Source organism: Mesobacillus zeae (assembly GCF_003570705.1).
Lineage (GTDB): Bacteria > Bacillota > Bacilli > Bacillales > Cytobacillaceae > Mesobacillus_C > Mesobacillus_C zeae.
Window position 1 is genome coordinate 19,011 of the sequence record NZ_QWVT01000018.1, and the last position, 24,918, is coordinate 43,928.

At 44.9% G+C, this 24,918-nt stretch carries 18 protein-coding genes; 11 read left to right on the top strand and 7 right to left on the bottom strand.

Annotated features, from left to right (window positions below; genetic code table 11):
- Window positions 1-12: 12 nt before the first annotated feature.
- The 4 genes from fliD to hpf all read left to right on the top strand — a co-directional run bounded on the left by fliD (window position 13) and on the right by hpf (window position 3,552).
- Entirely contained in the window at window positions 13-2,043 is a 2,031-nt protein-coding gene (gene fliD, locus D1970_RS11025; protein WP_119112925.1) for a flagellar filament capping protein FliD, read from the top strand.
- A gap of 20 nt (window positions 2,044-2,063) precedes the next feature.
- Window positions 2,064-2,465 (top strand): flagellar export chaperone FliS, encoded by a 402-nt coding sequence (gene fliS / locus D1970_RS11030; protein ID WP_119112926.1) that lies wholly within the window; start codon window positions 2,064-2,066, stop codon window positions 2,463-2,465.
- Complete coding sequence (fliT, locus tag D1970_RS11035; protein WP_119112927.1) at window positions 2,465-2,809, top strand: flagellar protein FliT; 345 nt, start codon at window positions 2,465-2,467, stop codon at window positions 2,807-2,809. Before fliS ends, fliT begins: the two co-directional genes overlap by 1 nt.
- A 197-nt stretch (window positions 2,810-3,006) precedes the next feature.
- Window positions 3,007-3,552 (top strand): ribosome hibernation-promoting factor, HPF/YfiA family, encoded by a 546-nt coding sequence (gene hpf, locus D1970_RS11040; RefSeq protein WP_119112928.1) that lies wholly within the window; start codon window positions 3,007-3,009, stop codon window positions 3,550-3,552.
- A 123-nt stretch (window positions 3,553-3,675) separates the two neighbouring features.
- Here hpf and D1970_RS11045 read toward each other — a convergent pair whose 3' ends face one another.
- The 6 genes from D1970_RS11045 to D1970_RS11070 form a co-directional block, all read right to left on the bottom strand.
- Window positions 3,676-5,421, bottom strand: a complete 1,746-nt coding sequence (locus tag D1970_RS11045) for a cytochrome c3 family protein (protein ID WP_181213353.1) — start codon at window positions 5,419-5,421, stop codon at window positions 3,676-3,678.
- 240 nt (window positions 5,422-5,661) lie between these two features.
- A complete protein-coding gene (locus D1970_RS11050; protein ID WP_119112930.1) occupies window positions 5,662-7,401 on the bottom strand; it encodes a cytochrome c3 family protein in 1,740 nt (579 codons plus the stop codon).
- A gap of 108 nt (window positions 7,402-7,509) precedes the next feature.
- A complete protein-coding gene (locus D1970_RS11055) occupies window positions 7,510-8,478 on the bottom strand; it encodes a 6-bladed beta-propeller (protein ID WP_119112931.1) in 969 nt (322 codons plus the stop codon).
- 34 nt (window positions 8,479-8,512) lie between these two features.
- The gene (locus D1970_RS11060) at window positions 8,513-9,196 is read right to left on the bottom strand and encodes a tetratricopeptide repeat protein (protein ID WP_119112932.1); all 684 of its coding nucleotides are present in this window, start codon (window positions 9,194-9,196) and stop codon (window positions 8,513-8,515) included.
- Between the two features lie 25 nt (window positions 9,197-9,221).
- Window positions 9,222-10,400, bottom strand: coding sequence for a NapC/NirT family cytochrome c (locus D1970_RS11065; RefSeq protein WP_119112933.1), 1,179 nt, complete (start codon window positions 10,398-10,400; stop codon window positions 9,222-9,224).
- 28 nt (window positions 10,401-10,428) lie between these two features.
- Complete coding sequence (locus tag D1970_RS11070) at window positions 10,429-11,790, bottom strand: cytochrome c3 family protein (protein ID WP_119112934.1); 1,362 nt, start codon at window positions 11,788-11,790, stop codon at window positions 10,429-10,431.
- Window positions 11,791-12,368: 578 nt separating this feature from the next.
- On the opposite strand from D1970_RS11070, the gene secA reads away from it, so the two are divergent.
- Window positions 12,369-14,885, top strand: a complete 2,517-nt coding sequence (gene secA, locus D1970_RS11075; protein WP_119112935.1) for a preprotein translocase subunit SecA — start codon at window positions 12,369-12,371, stop codon at window positions 14,883-14,885.
- A 178-nt stretch (window positions 14,886-15,063) separates the two neighbouring features.
- A protein-coding gene (gene prfB / locus D1970_RS11080) for a peptide chain release factor 2 (RefSeq protein WP_119112936.1) occupies window positions 15,064-16,165 on the top strand; the annotation gives its coding sequence in 2 pieces (ribosomal slippage) (window positions 15,064-15,135 and window positions 15,137-16,165; 1,101 coding nt in all).
- Between the two features lie 768 nt (window positions 16,166-16,933).
- Here the strand turns inward: prfB and D1970_RS11085 are convergent.
- Window positions 16,934-19,411, bottom strand: coding sequence for a CoA-disulfide reductase (locus D1970_RS11085; protein ID WP_119112937.1), 2,478 nt, complete (start codon window positions 19,409-19,411; stop codon window positions 16,934-16,936).
- Window positions 19,412-19,753: 342 nt separating this feature from the next.
- Between D1970_RS11085 and D1970_RS11090 the strand changes: the two genes are divergently transcribed.
- The 5 genes from D1970_RS11090 to D1970_RS11110 all read left to right on the top strand — a co-directional run bounded on the left by D1970_RS11090 (window position 19,754) and on the right by D1970_RS11110 (window position 24,304).
- Complete coding sequence (locus D1970_RS11090) at window positions 19,754-20,593, top strand: YitT family protein (RefSeq protein ID WP_119113041.1); 840 nt, start codon at window positions 19,754-19,756, stop codon at window positions 20,591-20,593.
- 52 nt (window positions 20,594-20,645) lie between these two features.
- On the top strand, window positions 20,646-20,954 hold the full coding sequence (gene cccB / locus D1970_RS11095) for a cytochrome c551 (RefSeq protein WP_119112938.1): 309 nt from the start codon (window positions 20,646-20,648) through the stop codon (window positions 20,952-20,954).
- Between the two features lie 403 nt (window positions 20,955-21,357).
- The gene (gene ftsE, locus D1970_RS11100) at window positions 21,358-22,044 is read left to right on the top strand and encodes a cell division ATP-binding protein FtsE (RefSeq protein ID WP_119112939.1); all 687 of its coding nucleotides are present in this window, start codon (window positions 21,358-21,360) and stop codon (window positions 22,042-22,044) included.
- Complete coding sequence (gene ftsX / locus D1970_RS11105) at window positions 22,034-22,933, top strand: permease-like cell division protein FtsX (RefSeq protein WP_119112940.1); 900 nt, start codon at window positions 22,034-22,036, stop codon at window positions 22,931-22,933. The genes ftsE and ftsX overlap by 11 nt, the downstream gene beginning before the upstream one ends.
- 102 nt (window positions 22,934-23,035) lie before the next feature.
- On the top strand, window positions 23,036-24,304 hold the full coding sequence (locus tag D1970_RS11110; protein WP_119112941.1) for a murein hydrolase activator EnvC family protein: 1,269 nt from the start codon (window positions 23,036-23,038) through the stop codon (window positions 24,302-24,304).
- Window positions 24,305-24,918 lie beyond the last annotated feature (614 nt).

Consider the following 24,918-nt stretch of genomic DNA (forward strand, 5'->3'; position numbering starts at 1 on the left):
GGGTGGTTTCATATGGTACGAGTTGGCGGATTGGCCAGCGGGATGGATATTGACCAAATCGTTGGCGACATGATGAAGGCCGAGCGGATTCCGCTTAATAAACTGAAACAAAAGAAACAAGTGATTGAATGGCAGCGGGATGATTATCGCGCGATGAACAGCCAGTTGCTTAATTTCAGGTCTGAGCTGACAAGCATGAAGCTTTCCACAAAGTACCGTGCTAGGACAGTCAGTTCAACGTATTCGGATAGGGTTACAGCAACGGCTAGTAGCGCCGCATCAACAGCTTCTTATTCAATCGATAAAGTGACACAGCTTGCCACCTCGGCTGTCCTGAAGAACGGTGGAGGCATATCTGCTTCATCAACGGAAAAGGTGAACATAAGCAGCAGTCTATATGAAGCCAAGAACAGTTTCGGCTCAGCTGACTTTAACTGGGCTTCCGGCAGTGTTGAGTCTCAGACAATTAAAGTAGCTGATGGACCGATCAAGCTGAAACTGGACGATACGGTGTCGCTCAAGGATATTGAGTCGATGAACGTCAAAGTTAACGGGAAAGCGTTCCAGGTAGTTTCCGTGACACCGCCTGAAGGACTTGCCGATAATCAGGTTCTTGCAGCAGCCGATGGGACGCTGACATTTAAAACAGCCCCTGCAAGCGGTGCAACCATTAATGTTGATTACTTTGCGGATAAAAAAATCGAAAGCAGCACAGCTGCTGAGGGACAGACAGTGATCCAGCTTGCCAAAGGTTCTGTGAATGGACTTACGCTTACGGTTGGCGCTGCTACTCTTACGATGGATCCCACAGCTGCAGGCGCCGTTAAAGAGCTGAAAAATGATGCCGGTGAAAAGGTAGGAAGCGTCGACACGACGACAGGCAAGGTTACTCTGGATTCTGCGATGGAGACGGGAGCGGCGATTAAAGCGGATTACACCCAGAACTATTTTACATTTTCCGTTGCCTCCCATACTTCTAAAGGCTTGGTCACAGAAAACTTTGGTGTCCAGGGATCAGAATCACTCAATCAGGTCATGTCCCATGTTAACAGCTCGGGTGCAGGTGTAACAATGTTTTATGACAGCTTTACAGATCAGGTGACATTGACCCGGAAAGAAACAGGTGATTTTAACACCAGCGGGAATGAAATTGTTACATCTGGAAGTTTCGTCAACAATGTGTTGAAATTTGGAGGGCAGGCTGAAACAGGCGGGCAAAACGCCATTTTCACCATTAACGGCCTTGAGACAGAGCGCTCTTCCAACACTTTTGAAATGAGCGGGGTTACGTTCACTCTAAAACAAACCTTCAATGACGGAAATGCCGTTTCTTTGAATGTCAGCAACGATGCGAACCAGGTATATGATAATATTAAGGCATTTGTTGATAAGTATAATGAGCTCATTGATAAAATTGGCAAAAAAACATCCGAGGAGAAATACAAATCCTATCAACCACTGACGGATGAGCAGCGCGAAAGCCTTTCTGAAAAACAGCAGGAGCAATGGGAAGAAAAAGCCAAGAGCGGACTTTTAAAACGCGACCCTATCCTGACAGGAGCTCTAAGCAAGATGCGCAGTGATTTTTACGCACCTGTTGAGAACGCGGGCGTTGATCCAATGATGAAACAGCTTACCAGCATTGGCATCAAGACCAGTGCGAATTATCTCGAAGGCGGAAAGCTTGAAATCGATGAAGCAAAGCTCAAAAAAGCGATTGAAGAAAATCCAGAGTCCGTGGAAAATCTTTTCCGGGGCGAAGGAGCTACTTCCTCTTCACAAGGGATTGCCCACCGCTTATATAACTCTGTCAATGAAACAATGGATAAGTTAAAGCAGCGTGCGGGAAATTCATTTTCCACCAACAAGCAGTTTGCTCTTGGCAGACAGATTGAAAATGTAGATAGTCAAATTGGCCGTTTTGAGACAAGGATGAAGCAAGTCGAAGATCGGTATTGGCGCCAGTTTACTGCAATGGAAAAAGCCATTCAGAAATCAAACAGCCAATCTGCTTACCTGATGCAGCAGTTCGGCGGTCAGTAAGCGAAAAAGGAGAACAAAAAATGGCAATCAAAAATCCCTACCAGTCTTACCAGCAGAATTCCGTGACGACCGCATCCCCAGGTGAATTGACTCTTATGCTTTATAACGGAATCATCAAGTTCATTCGTTTGGCAAAGAGTGCCATTGAAAATAAAAATATTGAAGAAAAAAATACAAATATCCAAAAGGCTCAAAAAATTATTGGTGAGCTTATGGTAACCTTAAACCAGGATATCGAGGTCTCAAAAGATATATTGTCGCTTTATGATTATATGAATCGTCGCCTGATCGAAGCCAACATTAAGAATGACCCGGCGATCCTGGACGAAGTGGGGGGCCTTGCTGCAGACTTCCGTGACACATGGAAGCAAGTGATCCAGCTGAACCGTCAGAAGCAATATGGGCAGGGTGGACGAGCATAATGAGTGCTGTAGAAACGTTTTACGCGCATACTGCTTCGATGGTTGATCTTCTTGAAAGCGGAGAAATTGACCGTGATGAAAAAATTAGTGCAGTCGAAATGCTCCTTGAAAAGCGTGAAGGGCTTATGGCTGCAATGGTGCCTCCTTACACAGAGAAAGAGCAAATACTTGGGCAGCAGCTAATCTCTCTTGATCAAAAGCTGACAAAGCTCTTGTCTTCGGAATTGGCAGGCATCCAGCGTGATCTTAAGGGTCTCAATGAGAAAAAGGAATCGAATATGAAGTATGTGAACCCCTATCAAAATATGTCTATTGATGGCATGTTTTATGATCAGAGGAAGTAGGATGCGCCATTTTTCGACGAAAACCGCCGTGAGTTCGGCGGTTTTTGCTATTTTTTGATAACACCCTACAGCATTAATACTATCCCGACAATGAAAAACTTCAATAATTCGTCAAATCTTTTCCCTGTTTTTGCAGGAGTTCTTTAGGGTAAAATAGAAATATAAATACATAGTAAGATTAAAGGAGGAGTTCGCTTATGAATTACAACATTCGTGGTGAAAACATTGAGGTAACTCCGGCAATTCGAGAGTATATCGAAAAGAAAGTTGCCAAACTGGAGCGTTATTTCACAGAAACGCCAAATGCAAGCGTGAACGTAAACCTGAAAGTTTATCAGGATAAAAAATCTAAAGTGGAAATTACGATTCCAATGAAAAACCTCGTCCTCCGGGCCGAAGAAATCCACGAAGACATGTATGCGGCGATCGACCTGATTACAGATAAATTAGAGCGGCAGATCCGCAAGCATAAAACAAAAGTAAACCGCAAATTCCGGGCCAGCGACAGCATTAAGGAAACGGCACCAATCTTCACTGAAGCTGTTCCGTTTGAGGAAGAAGAAGAGCTTGAGCTTGTCCGTACAAAGCGCTTTGACCTGAAGCCGATGGACAGCGAGGAAGCGATCCTCCAAATGAACATGCTTGGCCACAGCTTCTACGTTTTCCATAACGCTGACACAAATCACACCAACGTCGTCTACAAGCGTAAAGACGGCCGTTATGGCTTGATTGAAGCACAGTAAGCACATTATTATAACGCCAAACCCCCCCCCGCAGCTGCTGAAGGCTGCGGGGGGTTATCATTTACGGGACGGGAAATCTAATAGCAGAAGCACCTTCCGGAGGGAGGTGCTTCTGCTATTGCTTTATCTTTTAGGGCTGTGGGCCGCTTCGAGAAACCCTTTGCTTAAGTCGGAAGTATCATAGCTGTCAGCATGGCAGGATGAGCAAGCTGCACTATCGCTTTCCTGATGCCCTGCAATGTTTGCTCCCAGGCTGTCGGTTGTTTTTAATGAAGGCTGCTTTCCGTAAAAATCTTTTGTACCGTTATGGCATTTTAAACAGAATGTCCGTTCATCCTGAACCGTCCAGGTCTGCCCAGAGGTAGTGAATTGATCAGCATCAGATACAGGGGCATTTCCCAGCTTCGTCCTCAGCTGTTTGATGTTTTTCGAGCCATGTGTTTCATGGCAATCTGCGCATGGCAAGTAGCCTTTGCTGCCGTCGCCAGCTGTTATATAGTGGCCGGAGTTGATCTTGGCAGGATCCTTGTCGTAATACTTTTCAATATCGACCAGCTTTCCCGGATCTTTGCTTCCGTTATGGCATGTAAAGCATAGAGGCTTATTGTCCCCGCCGAGAGCCTCCAGTTTCCAAAGGTTCTTGTCATAATGATTTCCTTTGTTTGTTGCAGCTGTTTTTACATTGATTTTCTCATTCATGGGGTCATGGCATGTCTCGCATAATTGAATATCGCTATCCTGAATGCCGATTCCTTGTAAGGCAGGCTTATCCGAAGTGTTATGGTCAAACACATAATGGTCCTTCAATAAATTTGGATTTTTCTCAGTCCGTGTCAGATGCGGATTATGGCAGCTCGTACATGAATTAACCTCTTTGTCATAGGAAAAATGCGTATGCTCATTATCCAAGTTTTCCGGCTGGTTGATCCCCATCGTTCCATCATGGCAGGACATGCAATAGTTTCCGGTATTGTAGGTGATTTTTGTATAAGTCTTTCCCTCAGCAGGCTTCGGCTGCTCACCGCCATACATACTTTCCTCTGGGGCACGGGTCATATGGGTATTGTGGCAATTGGCGCAAATATTCGTGTTGGACATATAAGAACCATGCGGATTTGCCGTCAGTTGGTTTTCTTCTATTTCCTTTGTAGATTCTCTTGCTGTCGAAAACGTAAAGAACTTAGGATAAATAAAGTCGTTTTCCTGGTCGGTAATATAGGAGCTTATATATACAAAATAAGTCGTGCCATAATCTAACGGGTCCAGCATAAAAGTATAGGTATATAGATTTCCTTCAATATTTGGTGTGCCAGCCACTGCATGTATGAGCTGTCCTTTTGAAGAATTGATGATGAGGTCTACATTTTTTAAAAAACTTTCAGAATTGATCATTACTTGGATTTTTGGATTTACAGGCAAGCCGTTCATGTCTTCGGCTTCTATGGATATAGGACTCTCACCAGGCAGGATCATTTTGATATCAGTCACAAAGGGTCTTGCAACGGATGCGGTTAATGCTGGAAGAGGCACAGCTTGCTGTAGTGGTTCCTCTGTTCCACTTGATCTATTTTCTGTATTGTCAATTACTGCATCACTGGATTCCGGAGCATTTGGCGGTCCATCAGGTACTGTGTTGCTGGGCTCCTGCTGCGTTTCTTCAGTATTGGATGATGGTTCTGAGTCGGAGCCTGTTACGGCATTTTCTTCGATGTTTGTTTGTTCCTCTTCAGTCTGCAGGGGATCTGTACTATTATTGGTGAGTGAAAGGGCTGTATCAGAAGGAAAAGGCAGGAGAACAGAACCGAAAAAAATAAGAAAAACAGCACTTAGCGGCGATAATATGGATTGTAATGAGTTCAGTTTTTTCAAGACGTTCAACCCTTTTCCGTAATTGGAATTATTATCTATGTATCTATTATAGCAACGCGAAAATAGGCATAAACAAGGAGAAATCATATAATTATTGACATTATAAGGGGCTGGAAGAATAATAATAAAGCAAGGTAACAACGTTAAATTGTCACCTTGCTCATAGAAACATTTTTCTTATGGACTATCAAATAGTGGCGCTATTTGATAGTTTTTTTATTTTTAGCTGTGCTCACGGACTTAAGGTCTTTCGGACTTAGGATCATTGATGAATGAAACGCCCGAACCGTGGCAGGAATAACATACTGACATACCTGTGTGCTTCTTCAGTGCGGAAGAAGGGTTAGGATCTTTCAGATATTCAATCGCTGCGGCTTTAGCTGCGTTAGTATCACCGGCAAAATTGACAGGATCGAATTTACCTCCAGCTGCTGTCAGCTCAGCTACACCTTTATTGCTGGCATCTTTCATGATGGTTGCATCAGTACCATGCGCAAAGTGACAGCGTGAGCATGTCAGCATATCCGTATTGGTCTGGTGACGGTGTGCAGTTGTGTAAACACCAGTATCCGAGTTTTTATACGTTCCTGATAGATAGTCTGCATGGCAGGAAGAGCAAAAGTTGCTCATTTGGACGCCGCTATCCATAACATAATCTGCTGAGTAGTTGTTATACAGAGATTCTGGGTTTGACTTTACTGTTACAGCGATACCCTGCGAAATATCCGCTGTTGCAACATCGGCAATCGTCTTACCACCCGATTTTTCAGAAATGAAACCGTCCAGCCAGGCGACGTTAAACTGACTGGTGATATCCGTTCCTGCAGAATCTTTTATTACAGTATTCGCTTTATATGGCCAGCCTTTTTCCTGAAGCCATAGTGAGTAGTCGGCACTATAACCGCCCGCACCATGGTTGGCTCCTGGATTCCATTTGTATGTTTGCAGAATCACAGTGCCTTCAGTAAGCCCAGCCGTTTTATAGCCAGGTTTGGCTTTAGCCGGGTCAGTACCGATATCATCCGCTGTTACTGTATACTTGGAGAGGATGATATTTGCTTCCTTCGTTGCAGGGACAGTGTCTTTCACTGGGACGCCGACAAACTTCTTGCCAGCTGGATCGTCAGATGGTTTAACGCCGCCAAGTCCAAGCGGGTTGACTTTCAGCAGTTTGCTGCCTGGCGATCCGTGCGGTTCGTGACAGCTGGCGCATGTGAAATCTTCTGTCCATGAGCCGGTTCCAGCGGCTTTATTTCCGCCAGGCGCTGCCTGTACAGATACGGATCCATCAGACATATGGATGGACATGTTTCCGTCATGGGAACCGCCGAAAGTACCAGCGTTGGTAGGGGCACCAAACACACCCTTAGCTCCCATTGTGCCATCATGGCAGGCTGCGCATGTATTGTATGTTCCATCCTTGAACAAAAGGTAGTCGCCTTCCGCGGTATGCGTTTGGTGACAGCTTGCACAGGAGTTAGTGTTGTTTTGGTACGAACCGTGAGTTTTGTGTCCGGTTCTGTTCTTCTTCAATACGTTGAAACCAGTTTCGTTCGCATTTATTTTTGTTGTTTTCAGCTGTTCTGGTGATAACGGTTTAAACTCAACGTTAAATGCGTCCGAAATGGTAATCGTGGCGCCGGACACAAACGTTGTCGGTGCAGACTGGCGTGCCAATAGAACGGTATATATTTTGCCTATCTCCAGATCTGGAGTGGTGTATGACGCTGTCCGGTCAGCACCGATTGTAATGTCTTTTGTTTCCAATACTGTATTATCCGGGTTGTTGACTGTGATGGTAAATGCAGTCGTGGACGGAGTGTCATCAGCTGTCCCGTTGAAGTCTACCTTTATCGTATTGGTACCAGCAATACGGTAGGCTTTCAGTCCGTACGCATCCTTTGCGAATGCAGCCGTCCCCAGCATTCCCACTAAAAGAACGGCCAAAATTAGTGAGAAGCTTAATTTGAACTTACTCATGTTCTGCAAACCTCCCTTGTAAAATACTTTTTCTCTCTATAAGATTCTCCCGTCTAAAACGATTATGGCTCTTTCGGGCATCACCTCCCTTAAGGAAAAATGATAGTTTTAATAGTAAACTGCTACGCGCTGATTGAAGGTATCCGTGATATAAAGCTGGCTTTTTTCATCAACAAACAATCCATTAGGGAGGAAAAATTGTTCGTTTTCGCTTCCAAGCCCGCCAAATTGATAGACCTTTTCACCTTTGCTGTCAAAACCGTAAACATAATGTGTCATATTATCGACCAAGAAAATCGTTCCCTTGGCATTTACTGCCAGACCACGCGGATTAACGAGTACAGATTCCCCTTTGCCGTTTTTCGTTCCATTGATCACTTGCTTGAACTTACCTTTTTTATCGTAAACAACCATCCGCTGGTTCCCGGAATCTGCTACGTAAATATTATTATCATCATCTATGGCTACCGCATTTGGAGCGTTCAAAACATCCTCTTTGTTTTTACCTGCTGAAATCTCCATCTGCTTTTTGCCGTCAAGGGTAAAGACCAGTACTTTAGCGTTTTGGACATCTGTAACATACAGTTTATTGTGGTTGATCCGAAGCCCGGCCGGACTTTTAATAGAAGGTGATTTGCTTCCTTTCTCTTCAAAATTCCGAATGAACTTGCCTTTTGGGTTAAAAATCGATATTTTCCCATTGTACAAGTCAGCGACGTAGACGTTCCCTTTCTCATCTCCTGCAATGCCATAAGGGAATTTAAACTCTCCGTTGCCTTCTCCTTCTTTGCCGAACTTGAAGATTGGGGTGCTTGATGAATCAAAGACCTGGACCTGCTTATGATTCGTATCTGTTACGTAAATGTATTCACCAATTTTTGCCACATCCATTGGCTTTTCCAGAGGCGTCTTGAAATCGCCCTGAATGAAATGGCTGAAGGTAGGCGGGCCATCCTGTCCAATGTCCGTTACTCGATTTGCTTTGTTTTGGAGATTAAAATAATAAATAATGGCAAACAGGATAACCGTTAACACTGCAATCGCAGCCATCCACCTATAAACGTTTTTCTTTTTCATGGAGTTTGTCTCCTTTCAATCGTTCGTGTGTGTATTACTTTGTTGATAATCGATCTAGGGCCTTGATGGCTGGCTTGTAGAGCGGATCAAATGATAGAGCTTCTTTATAGATCGCTTCCGCTTCTTTTTTATCGCCCTGGGCTTCTGCGACCATACCGATTTCATACAATGTATCAACGTTCCCTGCTTTTAAGCGGTACGCTTCTTCCAAAGCCTCTTCCGATTCTTTGTACATTTTTAGTTTCCGGTAGCTTTTGCCCTTCATTAAGTGCCCTTTATAGTCGAGAGGAGACAGATCGGTTGCTTTTACCGCCTGCTGTAATGCTTTGTCCGTTTTGTTTTGTTTGTCGTAGACAATGCTTAAATTCAGATAGGCATCGAAGAATTTTTTATCGAGAGTGATGGCTGTTTTATATTGCTTAATCGCTTCATCATCGTCGCCTTTCAGGAAATAAGTGTATCCAAGCTGAACCCTGCTTTCAGGAGAATTGGGCTTCTGGTTTACTTCTTCCTTATAGTAGTCCAGCCGCTCATTAAGCTTGGCGGATTCATTCTTGTCCCATAGGAATCGTTCGCTGATGTAATATCCTGCAGAAAGGCAGATGGCCAATGTCCCGATGAGGATAAGTGATGCTTGCCACCAGTTAAACCTTTCATTTTTTTGTTTTTTCGGCTTTTTATCGGACTCCTGGGCTGTAATCTGTTCCTGCGTTTCCATAAGGATCCTCCTATTCAAACAGTTTTCATTCTTGATGGCATGAAGTACAATTCTTTTTCGAATGGCACGAATAACAGTAGGTTGAAGGTCTTCCTCCATTTGGAATCTTTACCGGGTGAGTGACTCTCCAGTTGCTGTCACTGTGGTTGCTTGGGTGGCAGCTGTTGCATGTCACAATTTTGTTTTTTGTCTTTCCATTGTTTTGATAATCGTGGCATGCCAGACATTTGTCGGGATTCTCATCTGCAATTGCCCCGTGTTTGGCTGTGAAGCCTTTTTGGTGGCTTGGCGGGGGTTGCATATGGCATTTTTCACAAAAGGTATTTACTTTAGCATAATCTTTTACACTGACCTGTTTGTCCGTAATTCGGCCAGCCTGGAGGTATTTATCATGTGCCGGCATATCGTCAAACAGTTTTATTTCTTCTGTTGACATATATTCATGGCAGTCATTGCATTCTTTCAGTTGAGTCTTGGCATCCATTCCGTGTGATGCTAGCTTGAAGTCTTCTTTTTTATGGCTTGCCGGGTACATGCCGGTCGTGTGGCATGTGTTGCATGCTGTAGACACCTTTCGGGCTGAATGGCATTCCATGCATGTTTTCATTTCAGGTTTTATATATTTCCTGTCGCTCATCATGGCATTCCCGAGAGACTCGTCCCACTTGGAGTAGTCTGTTTTAAAGGTCACTTTTCTTTCGGCGATTTTGCCATGGGCAACGCCGCTGTGACACTGGGTGCATTTGATGTCTTTGTTTTTATGCCGGTCATGGGGAATGATGAGGTCGCCTGAAGGCGTAGTGTTTCTGTTGTTCATGTTATGGCATGTTTCACAGGCGCTGTCTGGTATTTCTTTTGGCATAACAATAGGTGCTGTATAGGTGGAGGTGATACTTTTGACAGCTTCTTTGGCCCCGTCAGCCTTTGCTTTTGCCAGGTTTTCAAGTCCTGGATCGACATGGCAGCTGACGCAATCAGCCTCGCTGTGGGATGAAGCCTTCCACGTATAGTACTCCGGCTTCATCTCATGGCAGGAGGAACAAAACTTTGAGCTGGAACTTCCTTCGAGGCCGATGTAGCCAACCCCGAAGAGAATCGCGGTGAAAATCAGCGTCAGCGCCGCGATTTTGCTCCAGTTCTTTTGGAATACTTTCCGAAAACGTGAAGGGGGAGGGGTCGGCTTGTCTTCGATATGCTCATCCATCTTGGATCCCTCCTAAATATGTAAACGATTATTTCTTTTCATCCTTGAATCCGGTACGGTGACAGAATTCACAGTACACATCTGTCGGCGCCTTGATTTTTTCTCCTTCAGCCGGTTTCTTCCGGTCGTGGCAGACATAGCATTCGGCTTTTTGCTCATTTGTCGCTGCATGCGGTGCGTGTGCTGTCAGCCAAGTATCGCTGTTCGTATGGCCTAGCGGGCGGTAGCCGTGGCAGGAGGAGCAGAAGTTGCTTTCGCGCGAATCGTTCTTGACCACCGTCAGGTTTGGCTTGTAGGCCGTTTTTGTTGCGCCTGCTTCAATTAAGCTGACAATATTCTGGGTAGGAACTTTCTTAATCCATTTAGTATCTTTGTGGCAGTCAAGGCAGTTATTAAGATCCTGGATGGCATTGCCGCCGTGGTTTTGCGTCCAGTCTTTCTGCTCATGGTCCTTTGGTGTGCTGACTTCCTTGTGGCAGGTGAAGCATTCCATGGACAGCTTGACATCTTTTTTCTGCTTTCCAATAGCCTGCAGGATAATTTCCTGCTGAGTTTTCTTGTTGTGCACTGCCTGTTCTTCGGCAGTCAGGGTTGCGGCTGCGGTATCTACTGTGGCTGCTTCGGCGTGTGATGCTTCTTTCTTTTCGCCTTTTTCATGAGGATTATCTGGCAGGGAGTATTGAATATCCTTCCATGGTCGCTCGCCCTTGTTGACTTTGTCATGGCAGTCAATGCAAGTTCCCATGTTAGGGCGCATATATTCAGGGGTTACTAGTTTATCGGCGTTGTCTTTTTTCCAGTAGCCCATATCTTTCTGGCTATTGATGCCCCGATCAACCACCTTGGCGTGCGCGACCCCGCTGTGGCAAGTGATGCAGGGGATATCTTCCTTGATATGTTCTTCGTGGTTGACCTTTAAGTCCCCGGTCGCTGTGACCAGCCTGTTTTCAGAGTGGCATTGCAGGCAATTTTCATCTAAAACCGCGACGGTCTGGACGATCGGGTCAGGTACACCTGTTACGTGGTAATAAACCTCTTTCAGTGATTCCACTTTGTGCACAACTTCATTTACCACTCCAGGTTTAACGTGGCATTCCACGCATTGTATTTCGCTGTGCGCGCTCGCCTCGTATGTAACAAATTCAGGGCCCATCTCATGGCAGAATGCGCAAAACTTTGGATTATTGGTGGCTGTTACAGCACCAAACACTATGCCCACCATTGCGATAACAGCAAATAACGAGGCGAAAAGAAGACGCCATTTGTTAACTGGATTACTCCAGTCGATTCCTTTGATTTTTCTCCAGAGCCTCTTGAACACGCCTGGCTTTTTGGGTTTTATCTCTATTTCCCCGGCAGGATCTGTTTTTTTCTTTTTCCTGAAGCCCACAGTACTCTCCCCCTTTACCAACGGCTTTCTTTATAGTTTACATTTTCTTCCCTATATTCTGAGTATCCAATATTCACAACACCTTTCCAATGTATTTTTTGTGAATAAAACTGTTAAAACATCTTTTTGAAAAATATTTCACATATTGGTCTAAATTGCTTATTTTTACTAGGCATTCAAGAGTTTTTTAACGTATTTACAGTAAAAACTTAGCTAGGATGAGAGAGAATAAATATACGTTTATATTAATGGAAAAAGGTATAGTGAGAACCATGATGCTACGCTGTTTCTATGAAAGAAGGATGAAAAAATAGAGAAATAGCTGAATAATTTTTATATAAGGACAGCAGCTATATTCACTGGATAATAAGGCTGGTCTCATACCCATTTTGTAAAATGTTGGCTTAAGGTCCCCCATCTGTTGTCACTGCTTTTTGGAAGTGTTAAAATTAGAGAGAACTAAAATCGAATTTTTACAAGGATTCGGGAGGTTTTATGGCGAATCTTTTTTATTTAGCGCCAAAAATAAAATCGCTTACTCTATGTCTTTCTAAGACTTAATTGATAAAAGGAGCGTCATTATGGGATTTCTAGATAAAATTTTCGACCAGAACAAACGCGATTTAAAAAAGCTTACAAGGCTTGCCGACGAGATTGACAGGCTGGCTGCAGATACAGAAAAACTAACTGACGATGAACTGAGAGGCAAGACTGAAGAGTTCAAGGCTCGGTATCAGAATGGAGAAACGACAGAGGATCTTCTGGTTGAAGCTTTCGCGGTTGTCCGCGAAGCTGCCCGCCGCGTGCTTGGACTTTATCCATATAAAGTACAGCTGATGGGCGGCGTGGCTCTTCATGACGGAAATATTTCCGAGATGAAAACAGGGGAAGGTAAAACGCTGACTGCAACAATGCCGGTATATTTGAATGCAATTACCGGTAAAGGCGTCCACGTTGTTACAGTCAACGAATACCTGGCAAGCCGCGATGCCACCGAAATGGGCCAGCTCTATGAATTTCTAGGCCTTACTGTCGGCCTCAACCTGACAGGAATGGAAAAAGAAGAAAAGCAAGCAGCCTACAATGCGGATATTACTTACGGAACTAACAATGAATACGGCTTCGATTATTTGCGCGATAACATGGTGCTTTACAGCGAGCAAAAGGTTCAGCGCCCACTCCACTATGCGGTCATTGATGAAGTTGACTCCATCTTGATTGACGAAGCGCGTACGCCGCTGATTATTTCTGGAACGGCTCAAAAATCAGCAAATCTCTATATTCAGGCAAATGCGTTCGTCCGGACTTTGAAAAAAGACGAAGACTTTACGTACGATGAAAAAACGAAGGGTGTACAGCTGACAGAAGAAGGAATCACAAAAGCCGAAAAGGGTTTTGGAATTGACAACCTTTTCGATATCTCGCATGTTACGCTGAACCATCACATTAACCAGGCGCTAAAAGCACATGCAAGCATGCACCTTGATGTGGATTATGTTATCCAGGATGGCGAAATCATCATTGTCGACCAGTTTACAGGCCGACTGATGAAAGGCCGCCGTTACAGCGAAGGGCTTCACCAGGCGATCGAGGCAAAAGAAGGCCTCGAAATCCAGAATGAAAGCATGACACTGGCGACCATCACATTCCAAAACTACTTCCGTATGTACGAAAAGCTTTCAGGTATGACTGGTACTGCGAAAACGGAAGAAGAAGAATTCCGCAACATCTATAATATGAATGTCATCGTCATCCCGACAAACCGTATAATCGTCCGTGATGACCGGGCCGACTTGATTTATGCGTCAATGGAAGGCAAGTTCCGCGCTGTTGTAGAGGATATTGCAGAGCGGTACCATAAAGGCCAACCAGTCCTTGTCGGTACGGTTGCCATCGAGACGTCCGAACTGATTTCAAAGATGCTTTTGAAAAAAGGTGTTAAACATAATGTATTGAACGCGAAAAACCATGGGCGTGAAGCTGAGATTATCATGGAAGCAGGCCAAAAGGGTTCCGTTACCATTGCAACAAACATGGCGGGCCGCGGTACGGATATCAAGCTTGGTGAAGGCGTTGTGGAGCTTGGCGGCCTTGCGGTCATCGGTACCGAACGACATGAAAGCCGCCGGATCGATAACCAGCTGCGTGGACGTTCTGGCCGTCAGGGAGACCCGGGGGTGACGCAATTTTATCTTTCAATGGAAGACGAACTGATGCGTCGATTCGGCTCCGATAATATGAAAGCCATGATGGCCAAACTTGGAATGGATGACACACAGCCGATTCAGAGCAAAATGGTTTCAAAAGCCGTTGAATCAGCCCAGAAGCGTGTCGAGGGCAACAACTTTGACGCCCGTAAACAGCTTCTTCAATACGACGACGTGCTTCGTCAGCAGCGTGAAATCATTTACAAGCAGCGCGATGATGTCCTCGAAGCCGAGAATCTCCGCGAAGTAGTTGAAAAAATGATTCTGTCAGTGCTTGAGCGCGTAGTTGCGGTCCATACACCAGCAGGCGAGGATATGGAGGATTGGCAGCTTGAGGGAATCATTGATTATGTGAACGGAAATCTTCTCCATGAAGGTGCCATTGATACGGATGATCTTCGCAGCAAGGACCGTGAAGAAATCTCCGAGTTTATTTTTTCCATGGTCAAGGAGCGCTATGACGAGAAGGAGACCGAGCTTGGATATGAGCAAATGCGGGAATTCGAGAAGGTCATCGTTCTTCGCAGTGTTGACTCGAAGTGGATGGACCATATCGACCAGATGGATCACCTCCGCCAGGGAATCCATCTTCGCGCCTATGGCCAGATTGACCCGCTCCGTGAATACCAGCAGGAAGGTTTCCTGATGTTCGAAAACATGATTGCTTCAATCGAGGAGGATGCAGCCCGCTACGTTATGAAAGCGGAAATCCGCAATAATCTGGAACGTCAGGAAGTCGTGAAGGGACATGCCGTCAATCCAAAAGAAGATGGCGAGAAAGTGAAGAAAAAACCTGTTACCAAATCTGTTGATATTGGCCGTAACGACCCTTGCCACTGCGGCAGCGGCAAGAAATTCAAAAACTGCCATGGCAAGCTGGAAGCCTAACTTTTTGTTTTAAAAACTTGTGGTGTAATACCTGCACCGTGAATAATGTGAAAAAGAGGGCCGGCGGACGATCCGCCGACTCTTTTTTTCCATCATAGCCTTCCCGGACTCATGCTTGATGTGAAATTCCTAAATGGAAGAGATATAATAGAAGCAACTAATTTATGAGGTGAATAATATGGAATTGGCAGAAATCAGGAACGAACTCGAAAAATCAGCTAAGATATTAGCGGGCTTTAGGGGGTCTCTTTGACCTCGAAAATAAGGAAGCAAGAATCGCCGAGCTTGATGAAGTGATGTTGATGCCCGGCTTCTGGGATGATCAGCAGCAGGCACAGACTGTTATCAATGAATCGAATGCGTTAAAAGACCAGGTGCATGTTTTTCACGACCTTTACGAAACGTTTGAAAACATTGAACTGACATATGAGCTTGTGAAAGACGAACCGGATGCCGAACTGCAGTCTGATCTTGAAAGCGAACTGGCGGAACTGATCCAGAGATTGAGTGACTTTGAACTTCAGATGCTGCTCAGCGAGACTTATGATAAAAATAATGCCATTCTTGAGCTTCACCCAGGAGCGGGGGGCACGGAGTCCCAGGACTGGGGCTCAATGCTGCTGCGTATGTATACACGCTGGGCAGAGAAGCGTGGCTTTAAGGTGGAAACGCTAGATTACCTCCCAGGTGATGAAGCGGGAATCAAAAGTGTGACACTCTCGATTAAAGGTCATAACGCCTATGGCTACCTGAAGGCGGAGAAGGGTGTTCACCGCCTTGTCCGGATTTCGCCATTTGATTCATCCGGCCGCCGCCATACTTCGTTTGTTTCCTGCGAAGTGATGCCGGAGCTTGATGACAGTATTGAAATCGATATCCGCACGGAAGATTTGAAAATTGACACATACCGTGCAAGTGGTGCGGGCGGCCAGCACATTAATACAACCGATTCTGCAGTCCGGATTACGCATCTTCCAACAAACGTTGTTGTTACTTGTCAGACGGAACGGTCGCAGATCAAAAACCGTGACCATGCAATGAAAATGTTAAAAGCGAAGCTGTATCAGCGTGAAATCGAGGAAAAAGAAAAGAAGCTAGCCGAAATTCGCGGTGAGCAGAAGGAAATTGGCTGGGGAAGCCAAATCCGTTCCTACGTGTTCCACCCGTATTCGCTCGTAAAGGACCACCGCACAAACACCGAGGTTGGAAGTGTCCAATCCGTTATGGACGGCGATATTGACATATTCATCAACGCCTACCTGCGTTCAAAGCTTGACTAAAAGAGATCGGGCCCCTGCCATCATGGCCGGGGTTTTTGTTTTTGGAGAGGGTGGAGCGAGGTGCTGGGATGGTTCGAGGCGGGGTGTGGAGATGATGCTGGTTCGACCAAAAAGTAATGTATGCCAAAGTGTAGCGGTATCCCATTATCCTGGTTAAATGAGTATCTGGCTGCACAAGATCAAAATGACCCGGGAGCGGAATTAACGTGTTCCCCCGGCGGTTTTTTTGCGGAATACAATGAAAATGATGAGAGTTGGGCTAAAAAAGGGGGAGAGTGGCACAGTTTTTGACTTGGAAATCACGTCTTCTTTCGGGAAATAGTTTGTTCTCTCGGGAAATATCAGGATTCGGACAAGAAAGTGGATGATTCGGACAAAAAAAAAGCTGATTAGGACAGAAATCTTATTCATTCGGACAAAAAACATAGTGATTCAGAAAATTAGACAATATATGTAAAGTTATCATTCGAACTGCGACTAACCGAATCCAGTTTTAAACCAAAACAATCTCCAATATTGTGATTTTTTTGCGTTGAGCCCTCTATTTTTCCTATCCAACATTGTGATTCTTAAAATCTTGCATCCGCCTCCATTTTTCACCTCCATCATGTCTTTTTCCACCCACCCTTATTTTTTTGAAATCATGTCTTCTCCTGCCCGCCCCCATTTTTCAAATCGAACAGTTATCCCTTTGATCCTGCAGCCCAATGCTTAACCAAAAGTTAAAAAAAAGCGGCCCGTGGGCCGCTTTCTGTATCTTTTTCGCTTTTAGATAAACAAATTCAAACCGGAATCCTCGGCATCTCCAAGGTAGGAAGCGACTCCGCCAATTTCAACCCCGTCGATAAGTTCTTCCTTCGCGATGCCCATGATATCCATCGACATGGAGCAGGCTACGAGTTTGACGCCCGCTTCCATTGCGTTCTTCATCAATGTTTCCAGGCTGTCGACATTTTTCTGCGCCATGACATTTTTTATCATTTTGGCACCCATGCCGCCCATGTTCATTTTTGACAAAGGCAGACTGTCCACGCCTTTAGGCATCATCATCCCGAACATTTTGCTCATCATATCTTTTTCAACATCAGGTGCGTCCTTCCTGCGCAGGACATTCAGTCCCCAGAAGGTGAAAAATAGCGTGACCTTTTTTCCCATTGCTGCAGCACCTGATGCAATAATGAAGGAAGCAATTGCTTTATCAAGGTCGCCGCTGAAGACAACCATCGTTGCACCGTTTTTAGCTGGAACCTGGGCGGCTTTTCTGCCGTCCGCAGGGCAGGCGGCCGCACTCTCAGGTATCTCGCCGGCAACTTTTTGGATAACCGCTTTAAAACGCCGATTTTCAAAAACAGCTTCAAGTAAGGTGTTGCCGGTTTTGCTGCACCATGCGCTGATATCTTTCTTAAATCCCGGATCAGTCGCCACCACTTCAAGGATATCTCCCTCATTCATGCTGTTAAGTGTCTGGTACACCTTCATGATGGGTCCGGGACATTGCAGTCCGCACGCATCGATGGTCACTGTACTCCGTTCAGTTACTGTTTCTGCGCTTACCGCGACGGCAGCAGAAGCAGCTTCTTCATGTTTCCCGCTGTCTCCCTGGCCGTACACAAAGGAATATGTCTTATAGCCTCCGTCGAGATTCTTCACTTTGTAGCCGAGCTGGCTCAAAATTCTTGCGGCTAGATAGCCGCGCAAGCCAACCTGGCAGTAAAGGTAAATGGTCCTGTCTGTTGGGATTTCAGCCAGCGCCCGTTCGCGGAGGCTTCCAAGCGGAATGTTGGCGGATCCATCGATATAGCCCATTTCCCGTTCAATTGGTTCACGGACGTCAAGAAGATAGCCGCCGTCTGCCATGATATCGTTAAGCTCATGCCATTGAATGGTTTCGACAAGACCCTCAGCAATGTTCTTCGCCGCATAGCCCGCCATATTGACAGGATCCTTTGCAGAGGAATACGGAGGTGCATAAGCCAATTCCAAATCAGGAAGGTCAAAAATTGTGAGACCGCCTTTAATCGCTGTTGCAAGCACATCAATTCTTTTGTCGGCCCCATCATATGATACCGCCTGTGCTCCGAAAATTTCCCCTGTCTGACGATCGAATATCAGCTTCATCGCAATTGGGAAAGCCCCTGGATAATAGCCGGCGTGGGAGCTTGGATGTACATGGACAACCTCATAATCAATTCCGTGCTGCTTTAATGTTTTTTCATTGTTGCCAGTTGCCGCAGCGGTTATGTCGAAAACCTTGGCAATCGAGGTTCCCAGAGTGCCGCTGTATTTCGAATCAATGCCACAGATGACATCAGCAACTATCCGGCCTTGTCGGTTTGCCGGCCAGGCCAGGGGAATATGCGTCGGCTTTCCACTAATATAGTCAGTTACTTCAATCGCATCCCCGAGGGCAAAAATGTTAGAATCGGATGTTTGCAGACGTTCATTCACCCTGATGGCACCTTTTACGCCAAGCTCAAGGCCTGCATCCTTCGCCAGATTGTTCTCAGGGACTACACCAATCGCAAGAATAATCATGTCAGCTTCTATTTCATTGCCGCTGGCGAGCTTCAATACCTTTCCGTCCTGCTCGAAGGCTTTTACGCCATCTTCAAGAATCAGATCCACACCTTTTTCCTGAAGGTGCTGATGCAGGATTGACGCCATTTCAAAATCAAGAGGGGCCATAATCTGGTTCCCCATTTCTACCAAAGAGACATCAAGTCCGCGTTCCCGTAGGTTTTCTGCCATTTCGACACCAATGAAGCCGCCGCCGATTACTGCAGCACGACGAGGCTTTTTCTCGTCAACGTACTGCTTGATTTTATCGGTGTCCGGAATGCTGCGAAGCGTAAAAAGGGTACTTGCGTTTTCGATTCCGGGAATGGCCGGTTTTATTGGGCGGGCACCTGGAGACAGGATGAGAACGTCATAGCTTTCTTCATATGTCTCACCGCCGCACTTTTTGATTTCAACGGTTTTCCGGTCCCGATGGATTTCAGTGACTTCACTGAGGTTCCTGATATCCAAGTTGAATTTCTTTGACATTCCTTCAACAGTCTGCACGAGCAATGCATCCCGTTCTGAAATGGAGCCGCCAATATAATAAGGAAGACCGCAATTGGCAAAAGAAATGTATTCACCGCGTTCAATGAGAATAATCTCAGCATTTTCATCCAATCTTCTCAGACGTGCAGCAGCACTTGCGCCTCCTGCAACGCCGCCTACAATGATAATTTTTTTCGACATATTTAAAACCTTCTTTCATGGTATTTTGGTTTACCTCATGTGTGAAATATAACACAAATTACTGATGGGGGTAAGGGTATATAGAAACTTTCCATAAAAAGTTCAATTCCTGCATTTTTTTTCAAAAAGAAAAGCAAGGCTCCTGTCCGTACGAAGCGTTGAGTATGGCAGGCTGCTCTCATTTACAGAAGAGGTTGGGCATGCTATACTCACGACGGAAAATAGAAAGACAAAAGTGCAGTCTAAGGGGAAATGCGTGAAATATAAAGGCTGCTTCTTGCAGATGAATTCTTACTATATATAAAGGGGAAAGAGAAGTTGAAAAAAAAGTGGAATAGATCAATGGGGCCCGGCTTTGAAAAAGTGCTGGAGTATGTCTATATTCTTGTTGGTTCGGGCATTGTGGCGGTAGCCTTTAACCAATTCCTCCTGCCGAACCGGGTTGCGTCAGGCGGTATAAGCGGTATTAGTACGATTTTTCATGCTTTGTTCGGATGGGAGCCAGCCTATGTACAATGGGCATTTAATATCCCGTTGTTTACTGCAGGAGTGATCCTGCTTGGAGGGAGATACGGGATTAAAACGCTCGTTGGGACGATTTTTCTCCCGATGGTTGTTTTTTTGACAAAGGACATGGAGCAATGGACTTTTGACCCGCTGCTTGGGTCACTGTTTGGCGGTATTGGTGTAGGGCTTGGACTTGGCCTCGTGTTCCGGGGCGGGGCATCCACGGGAGGTACAGACCTTGCTGCACAAATCATTCATAAGTTTACCGGCCTTTCACTTGGGAAATGTGTTGCGTTAATTGACGGAATGGTTGTCCTGTCTGCAGCTATTATTTTTGATGTGGAAAGAGGACTGTACGCAATGATTGCCCTTTATGTGACAAGCAAGACAATCGATCTTGTCCAAGTCGGCATCGGCAGTTCAAAAATGGCGTTGATTATTACTGTGAAGCAGGATGAAGTGAGGGAAGCCATTTTCAATAAAATCAATCGTGGTGTGACTCGGCTGTCTGCCTATGGAGGCTATACAGACCAGGAAAAACCGATTCTCATGTGCGTAGTGGACCAAACGGAGTTCACAAAACTGAAACAAGTTGTCAGGGATATTGACCCTGCTGCGTTCGTAATTGTGACAGATGCTTCAGAAGTAGTAGGTGAAGGTTTTAAAAGAGCCTAGATTTGGTATAAAATGAATATGTATGCAAATTGTTATTAAGGGGGAGTTAAAAATGAAGAAAAAGCTAGCGGCAATGCTCATGGGGGCAACACTCGTTATGGCTGCGTGCGGCGGCGGAGATGAAGCTGGGGATTCCAAGAGCGCGGGAGATCCAGAAAAACTATTTAGCCAAAAATGTTCAAGCTGCCATGGCGGCAATCTTGAAGGCGGCGCAGGTCCAAAGCTTGAAAAGATTGGTGCAAAGATGTCACAGGAAGATATTGAAAATACCATCAAGAACGGTAAAGGCTCGATGCCTCCGGAGCTGATTGAAGGGGAAGACGCAACTACTGTTGCAAAATGGCTGAGTGAAAAGAAGTAGGTTATAAGGAAAAGGGAGAAGCTCGCGGCATTATGCTGCGGGCTTTTATTTTTTGACAAAAACAAAGAATGTCACATTAATTTAAAACTTCTTCTATTAATCTTCATCGCAATTTTGTAATAAAACTGAAATAAAACAGAAAGTTAAGGTTATTAGCAACTCAGTGTGGAAGCCTGTCATAGGTGCAAGCGGATAAGTTTTTCAGCCAATTACAACGATTACAAAGATAACAGTAATTGACTTAGGTGTAATATAGTGGATGAAAATGCACCTATTGAAAAGAAACTGTAATATTAAAAGGCTTTTATTGAAAGAGTGAGATGTTATAATGGGTTTGTTACAAAAAATGTCGAATGATAGCCACGGTGATAAATACTAACTAATTAGTTAAGGTGATTTTATAATGATTGAAATGCAGGAAGTGAGCAAAACCTACCCAAATGGAGTCAACGCACTTAGCGGAATTAATATACACATTGAGCAAGGTGAATTCGTATACGTTGTAGGAACGAGCGGAGCAGGAAAGTCCACTTTCATCAAAATGATGTATCGCGAAGTTCGGCCGTCTGAGGGAACCATCAGTGTAAACGGCATTAACCTTTCAAAACTCAGGTTAAACAAAGTGCCGCTTCTCCGGCGTAATATCGGAGTGGTTTTTCAAGACTTTAAGCTTCTCCAGAATCTATCAGTATATGAAAACGTTGCTTTTGCAATGGAAGTAATTGAAGAACAGCCGGCCGTGATCAAAAGACGCGTCATGGAGACACTTGAACTCGTCGGACTGAAACATAAAGCGAGAATGCTTCCGACAGAGCTTTCCGGAGGAGAACAGCAGCGTGTGTCAATTGCCCGCTCAATTGTGAACGCCCCGAAAGTTGTCATAGCAGACGAACCTACCGGTAACCTAGATCCCGAAACATCCTGGGAAATTATGAACATATTTGAAGAGATTAACCTTAGGGGAACGACCATTGTAATGGCCACCCACAACAAGGAGATTGTAAACACAATCAAACATCGAGTAATCGCGATTGAAGGCGGCAAGATCGTCCGCGATGAAGCGAAGGGTGAGTACGGATATGAAAGCTAGAACCTTCCGCCGCCATATGAGAGAAAGTTCCAAGAACCTTACGCGGAACGGGTGGATGACATTTGCCTCTGTTAGTGCGGTAACGGTCACATTATTGCTAGTCGGTGTCTTTTTCGTCATTATGATGAATTTAAATAAAATGGCTACAACGATAGAAGAAGATGTGGAAATACGCGTACATATTGATGTAGCAGCTAACGAGAAAGATAAGGATTTACTTGAAGAACAGATCAGCGAGCTTGGCGGCATTAAGAGCATCACTTATTCGTCAAAGGAAAAAGAATTGGACAACCTAATTGACAGCCTTGGAGATAAGGGAGATTCTTTTAAGCTGTTCGAACAGGATAATCCTCTGAACGATGTATTCATCGTAAAGACGAAAAACCCAACCGATACAATCAAAGCAGCAGAAAAAATAAAAAAAATGAACTATGTTTCGTCCGCGAAATACGGGCAGGGCAAAGTTGAAAAGCTGTTCAAAGTAATTAAAATCAGCCGGAATGTCGGAATGGTCCTGATTGTGGGCCTCTTGTTCACAGCGATGTTCCTGATTTCCAATACGATAAAAATTACGATCATGGCCCGCCGCCGCGAAATAGAAATCATGAGGCTTGTTGGCGCCACGAACGCATTTATCAGATGGCCATTCTTCCTTGAAGGCCTCTGGCTCGGAATTTTAGGGTCAATTGTTCCAATTGCCGCAGTTTCGAGTGCATACTACTATTTGTTTGATTTTATTCAGGCAAAACTGAAGGACCAGGAGCACTTCATCCAATTGATTGACTTCAATCCTTTTGTTTACCAGCTTTCCGCTGTCCTGCTCATCATGGGCGCAGCCATTGGAATCTGGGGAAGCCTTATGTCTGTACGCAAGTTCCTGAAAGTGTAATGGGGAGTGAGCCGGCAAAGAACCGGCTCTTTCCTGGGCATTGCGCTGTAACCTAAGATAGAGAGCTACGAAACTATAAAAAGTTTGAGAGGGGAAAACCTAGTGAAAAAACAGATACTCTCACTAGCAATAGTCAGTACTTTAAGCCTTGGTTCTTTGGCAATCCCATTTGGAGTGAACCAGGCAAAAGCAGAATCGCTGAGTGAGCTAAAAGAAAAGCAATCAAAAGCACATCAGGAAAAAGTCCAGCTTAATTCAACCATCCAAGAAAAGAAGTCGAAAATTGGGGACCTTCAAACACAGCAAAAAGGTCTTGAAGCCCAAATCAAGAAATCTGACCTTGCAGTTGAAGATGCAACCCTGAAGATTCAAGAGAAAAACGAGCAAATTAAGCAAATTGAAAAAGAAATTAAGAAGCTTGAAGCAGAAATCAAGGTTTTGATGGAGAGAATCGAGAAACGGAACGCACTGTTAAAAGACAGGGCTCGTTCTTACCAGGAAAACGGCGGAACGGTCGACTATCTTGATGTCATCCTTGGTGCACAAAGTTTCGGAGATTTTGTCGACAGAATGAATGCTGTCGCAACCATTGTCGAAGCTGACCAGGATATCTTGGATGAGCATAAAAAAGATAAAAAAGAACTTGAAGATAAACAAAAATCTGTCGAAGCTAAGCTTGCAGAAGCTAAAGAGATGAAGGCAGAACTTGAAGAACTGTCTGCCAAGCTGAAAGCTGAAATCAAGCAGAAGAATAGTCTGATGGGTGAGCTTAAAAAAGAAGAAGAACACATTCATGCTGAAACATTAAGTCTTGAGGAAGAAGCTCAATTGGCTTCAGCGCAGGAAGCTGCGTTCGCACAGGCTATTCAAAATGAGCAAAATCGCCAAGCAGCAGCAGCGCAGCCTATGCAAAGTTCCTCCAACGGGGGAGGCGGAGGCTCAGTAGCTCCAAATCCGTCAGCAGCTCCGCCAGCTTCAAACGGGATGCTGCAGAGACCTGCAAACGGAACGATTACATCAGGACTTGGAAGCCGCTGGGGATCTTTCCACGCCGGACTTGACATTGCGAACAGAGGCGCTAATGTGCCGATTGTTGCAGCAGCAGATGGTGTCGTCATCAGATCCTATTACTCTTCCAGCTATGGAAATGTTATCTTCCTGGCTCACTCTATCAACGGCAAGCGTTATACAACCGTTTATGCTCATATGAGCGCACGCATGGTGTCAGGCGGAAGCGTATCAAGAGGCCAGCAAATTGGGGTCATGGGCAACACAGGTCAATCCTTTGGCCAGCATCTTCACTTCGAACTGCATATAGGCGATTGGAACCAAGCTAAATCCAATGCGGTCGATCCAAGCGGATATTTTTGATCATAAGATTTTAAAAGGAAGGGACTTTGTCTCTTCCTTTTTTTAATTGTGTGATTAAGTTTGAATGTTATTTTACATATATTGTCTAATTGTCCGAATCAGCCTGTTTTTTGTCTTAATGAAGGAGATTCCTGTCCGAATTATTTACTTTTCTGTCCGAATCCTAGTATTTCCCAGGATAATCAAGTATTTCCCGAGAGTATCGTGGTACAGTACTGTATTATTTCGTAAGATTTACTTTGGAAAACCGCCGGGAGCACAGTTGATTTGGTGGAAGGGACTCGATTTCCCGTGTCACCAAGGTCTAGTGAAGTAGATACTCAGTTAAATCAGGCGGGAGCACGGTTTATGGTGGACTTCCAATCCGTGCCCCCGTGTCATTTATGACTTGGATACGGAGGTTTTACATATATTATCTAATGGGGAGAATCAGACCTGTTTCGGGGAGAATGAAAAGAATTTTGTGGAGAATTAATCTACTTTTGGAAAGAATGGAGCAGTTTTTGGGGAGAATTACATTATTTCCGGGGAGAAGCATCTTATTTCCCAAGCTGAACACTTGATAGACTCTAAGAATCCGGATACTTCACCTCTTTTTTCGTACCGCCCACTCC

Excerpts from the sequence above, each read along its gene's own strand:
- fliD (WP_119112925.1), top strand. The coding sequence starts at position 13 with ATGGTACGAGTTGGCGGATTGGCCAGCGGGATGGATATTGACCAAATC.
- fliS (WP_119112926.1), top strand. The coding sequence starts at position 2,064 with ATGGCAATCAAAAATCCCTACCAGTCTTACCAGCAGAATTCCGTGACG.
- fliT (WP_119112927.1), top strand. The coding sequence starts at position 2,465 with ATGAGTGCTGTAGAAACGTTTTACGCGCATACTGCTTCGATGGTTGAT.
- hpf (WP_119112928.1), top strand. The coding sequence starts at position 3,007 with ATGAATTACAACATTCGTGGTGAAAACATTGAGGTAACTCCGGCAATT.
- D1970_RS11050 (WP_119112930.1), bottom strand. The coding sequence starts at position 7,401 with ATGAGTAAGTTCAAATTAAGCTTCTCACTAATTTTGGCCGTTCTTTTA.
- D1970_RS11055 (WP_119112931.1), bottom strand. The coding sequence starts at position 8,478 with ATGAAAAAGAAAAACGTTTATAGGTGGATGGCTGCGATTGCAGTGTTA.
- D1970_RS11060 (WP_119112932.1), bottom strand. The coding sequence starts at position 9,196 with ATGGAAACGCAGGAACAGATTACAGCCCAGGAGTCCGATAAAAAGCCG.
- D1970_RS11065 (WP_119112933.1), bottom strand. The coding sequence starts at position 10,400 with ATGGATGAGCATATCGAAGACAAGCCGACCCCTCCCCCTTCACGTTTT.
- D1970_RS11085 (WP_119112937.1), bottom strand. The coding sequence starts at position 19,411 with ATGTCGAAAAAAATTATCATTGTAGGCGGCGTTGCAGGAGGCGCAAGT.
- D1970_RS11090 (WP_119113041.1), top strand. The coding sequence starts at position 19,754 with ATGGGGCCCGGCTTTGAAAAAGTGCTGGAGTATGTCTATATTCTTGTT.
- cccB (WP_119112938.1), top strand. The coding sequence starts at position 20,646 with ATGAAGAAAAAGCTAGCGGCAATGCTCATGGGGGCAACACTCGTTATG.
- ftsE (WP_119112939.1), top strand. The coding sequence starts at position 21,358 with ATGATTGAAATGCAGGAAGTGAGCAAAACCTACCCAAATGGAGTCAAC.
- ftsX (WP_119112940.1), top strand. The coding sequence starts at position 22,034 with ATGAAAGCTAGAACCTTCCGCCGCCATATGAGAGAAAGTTCCAAGAAC.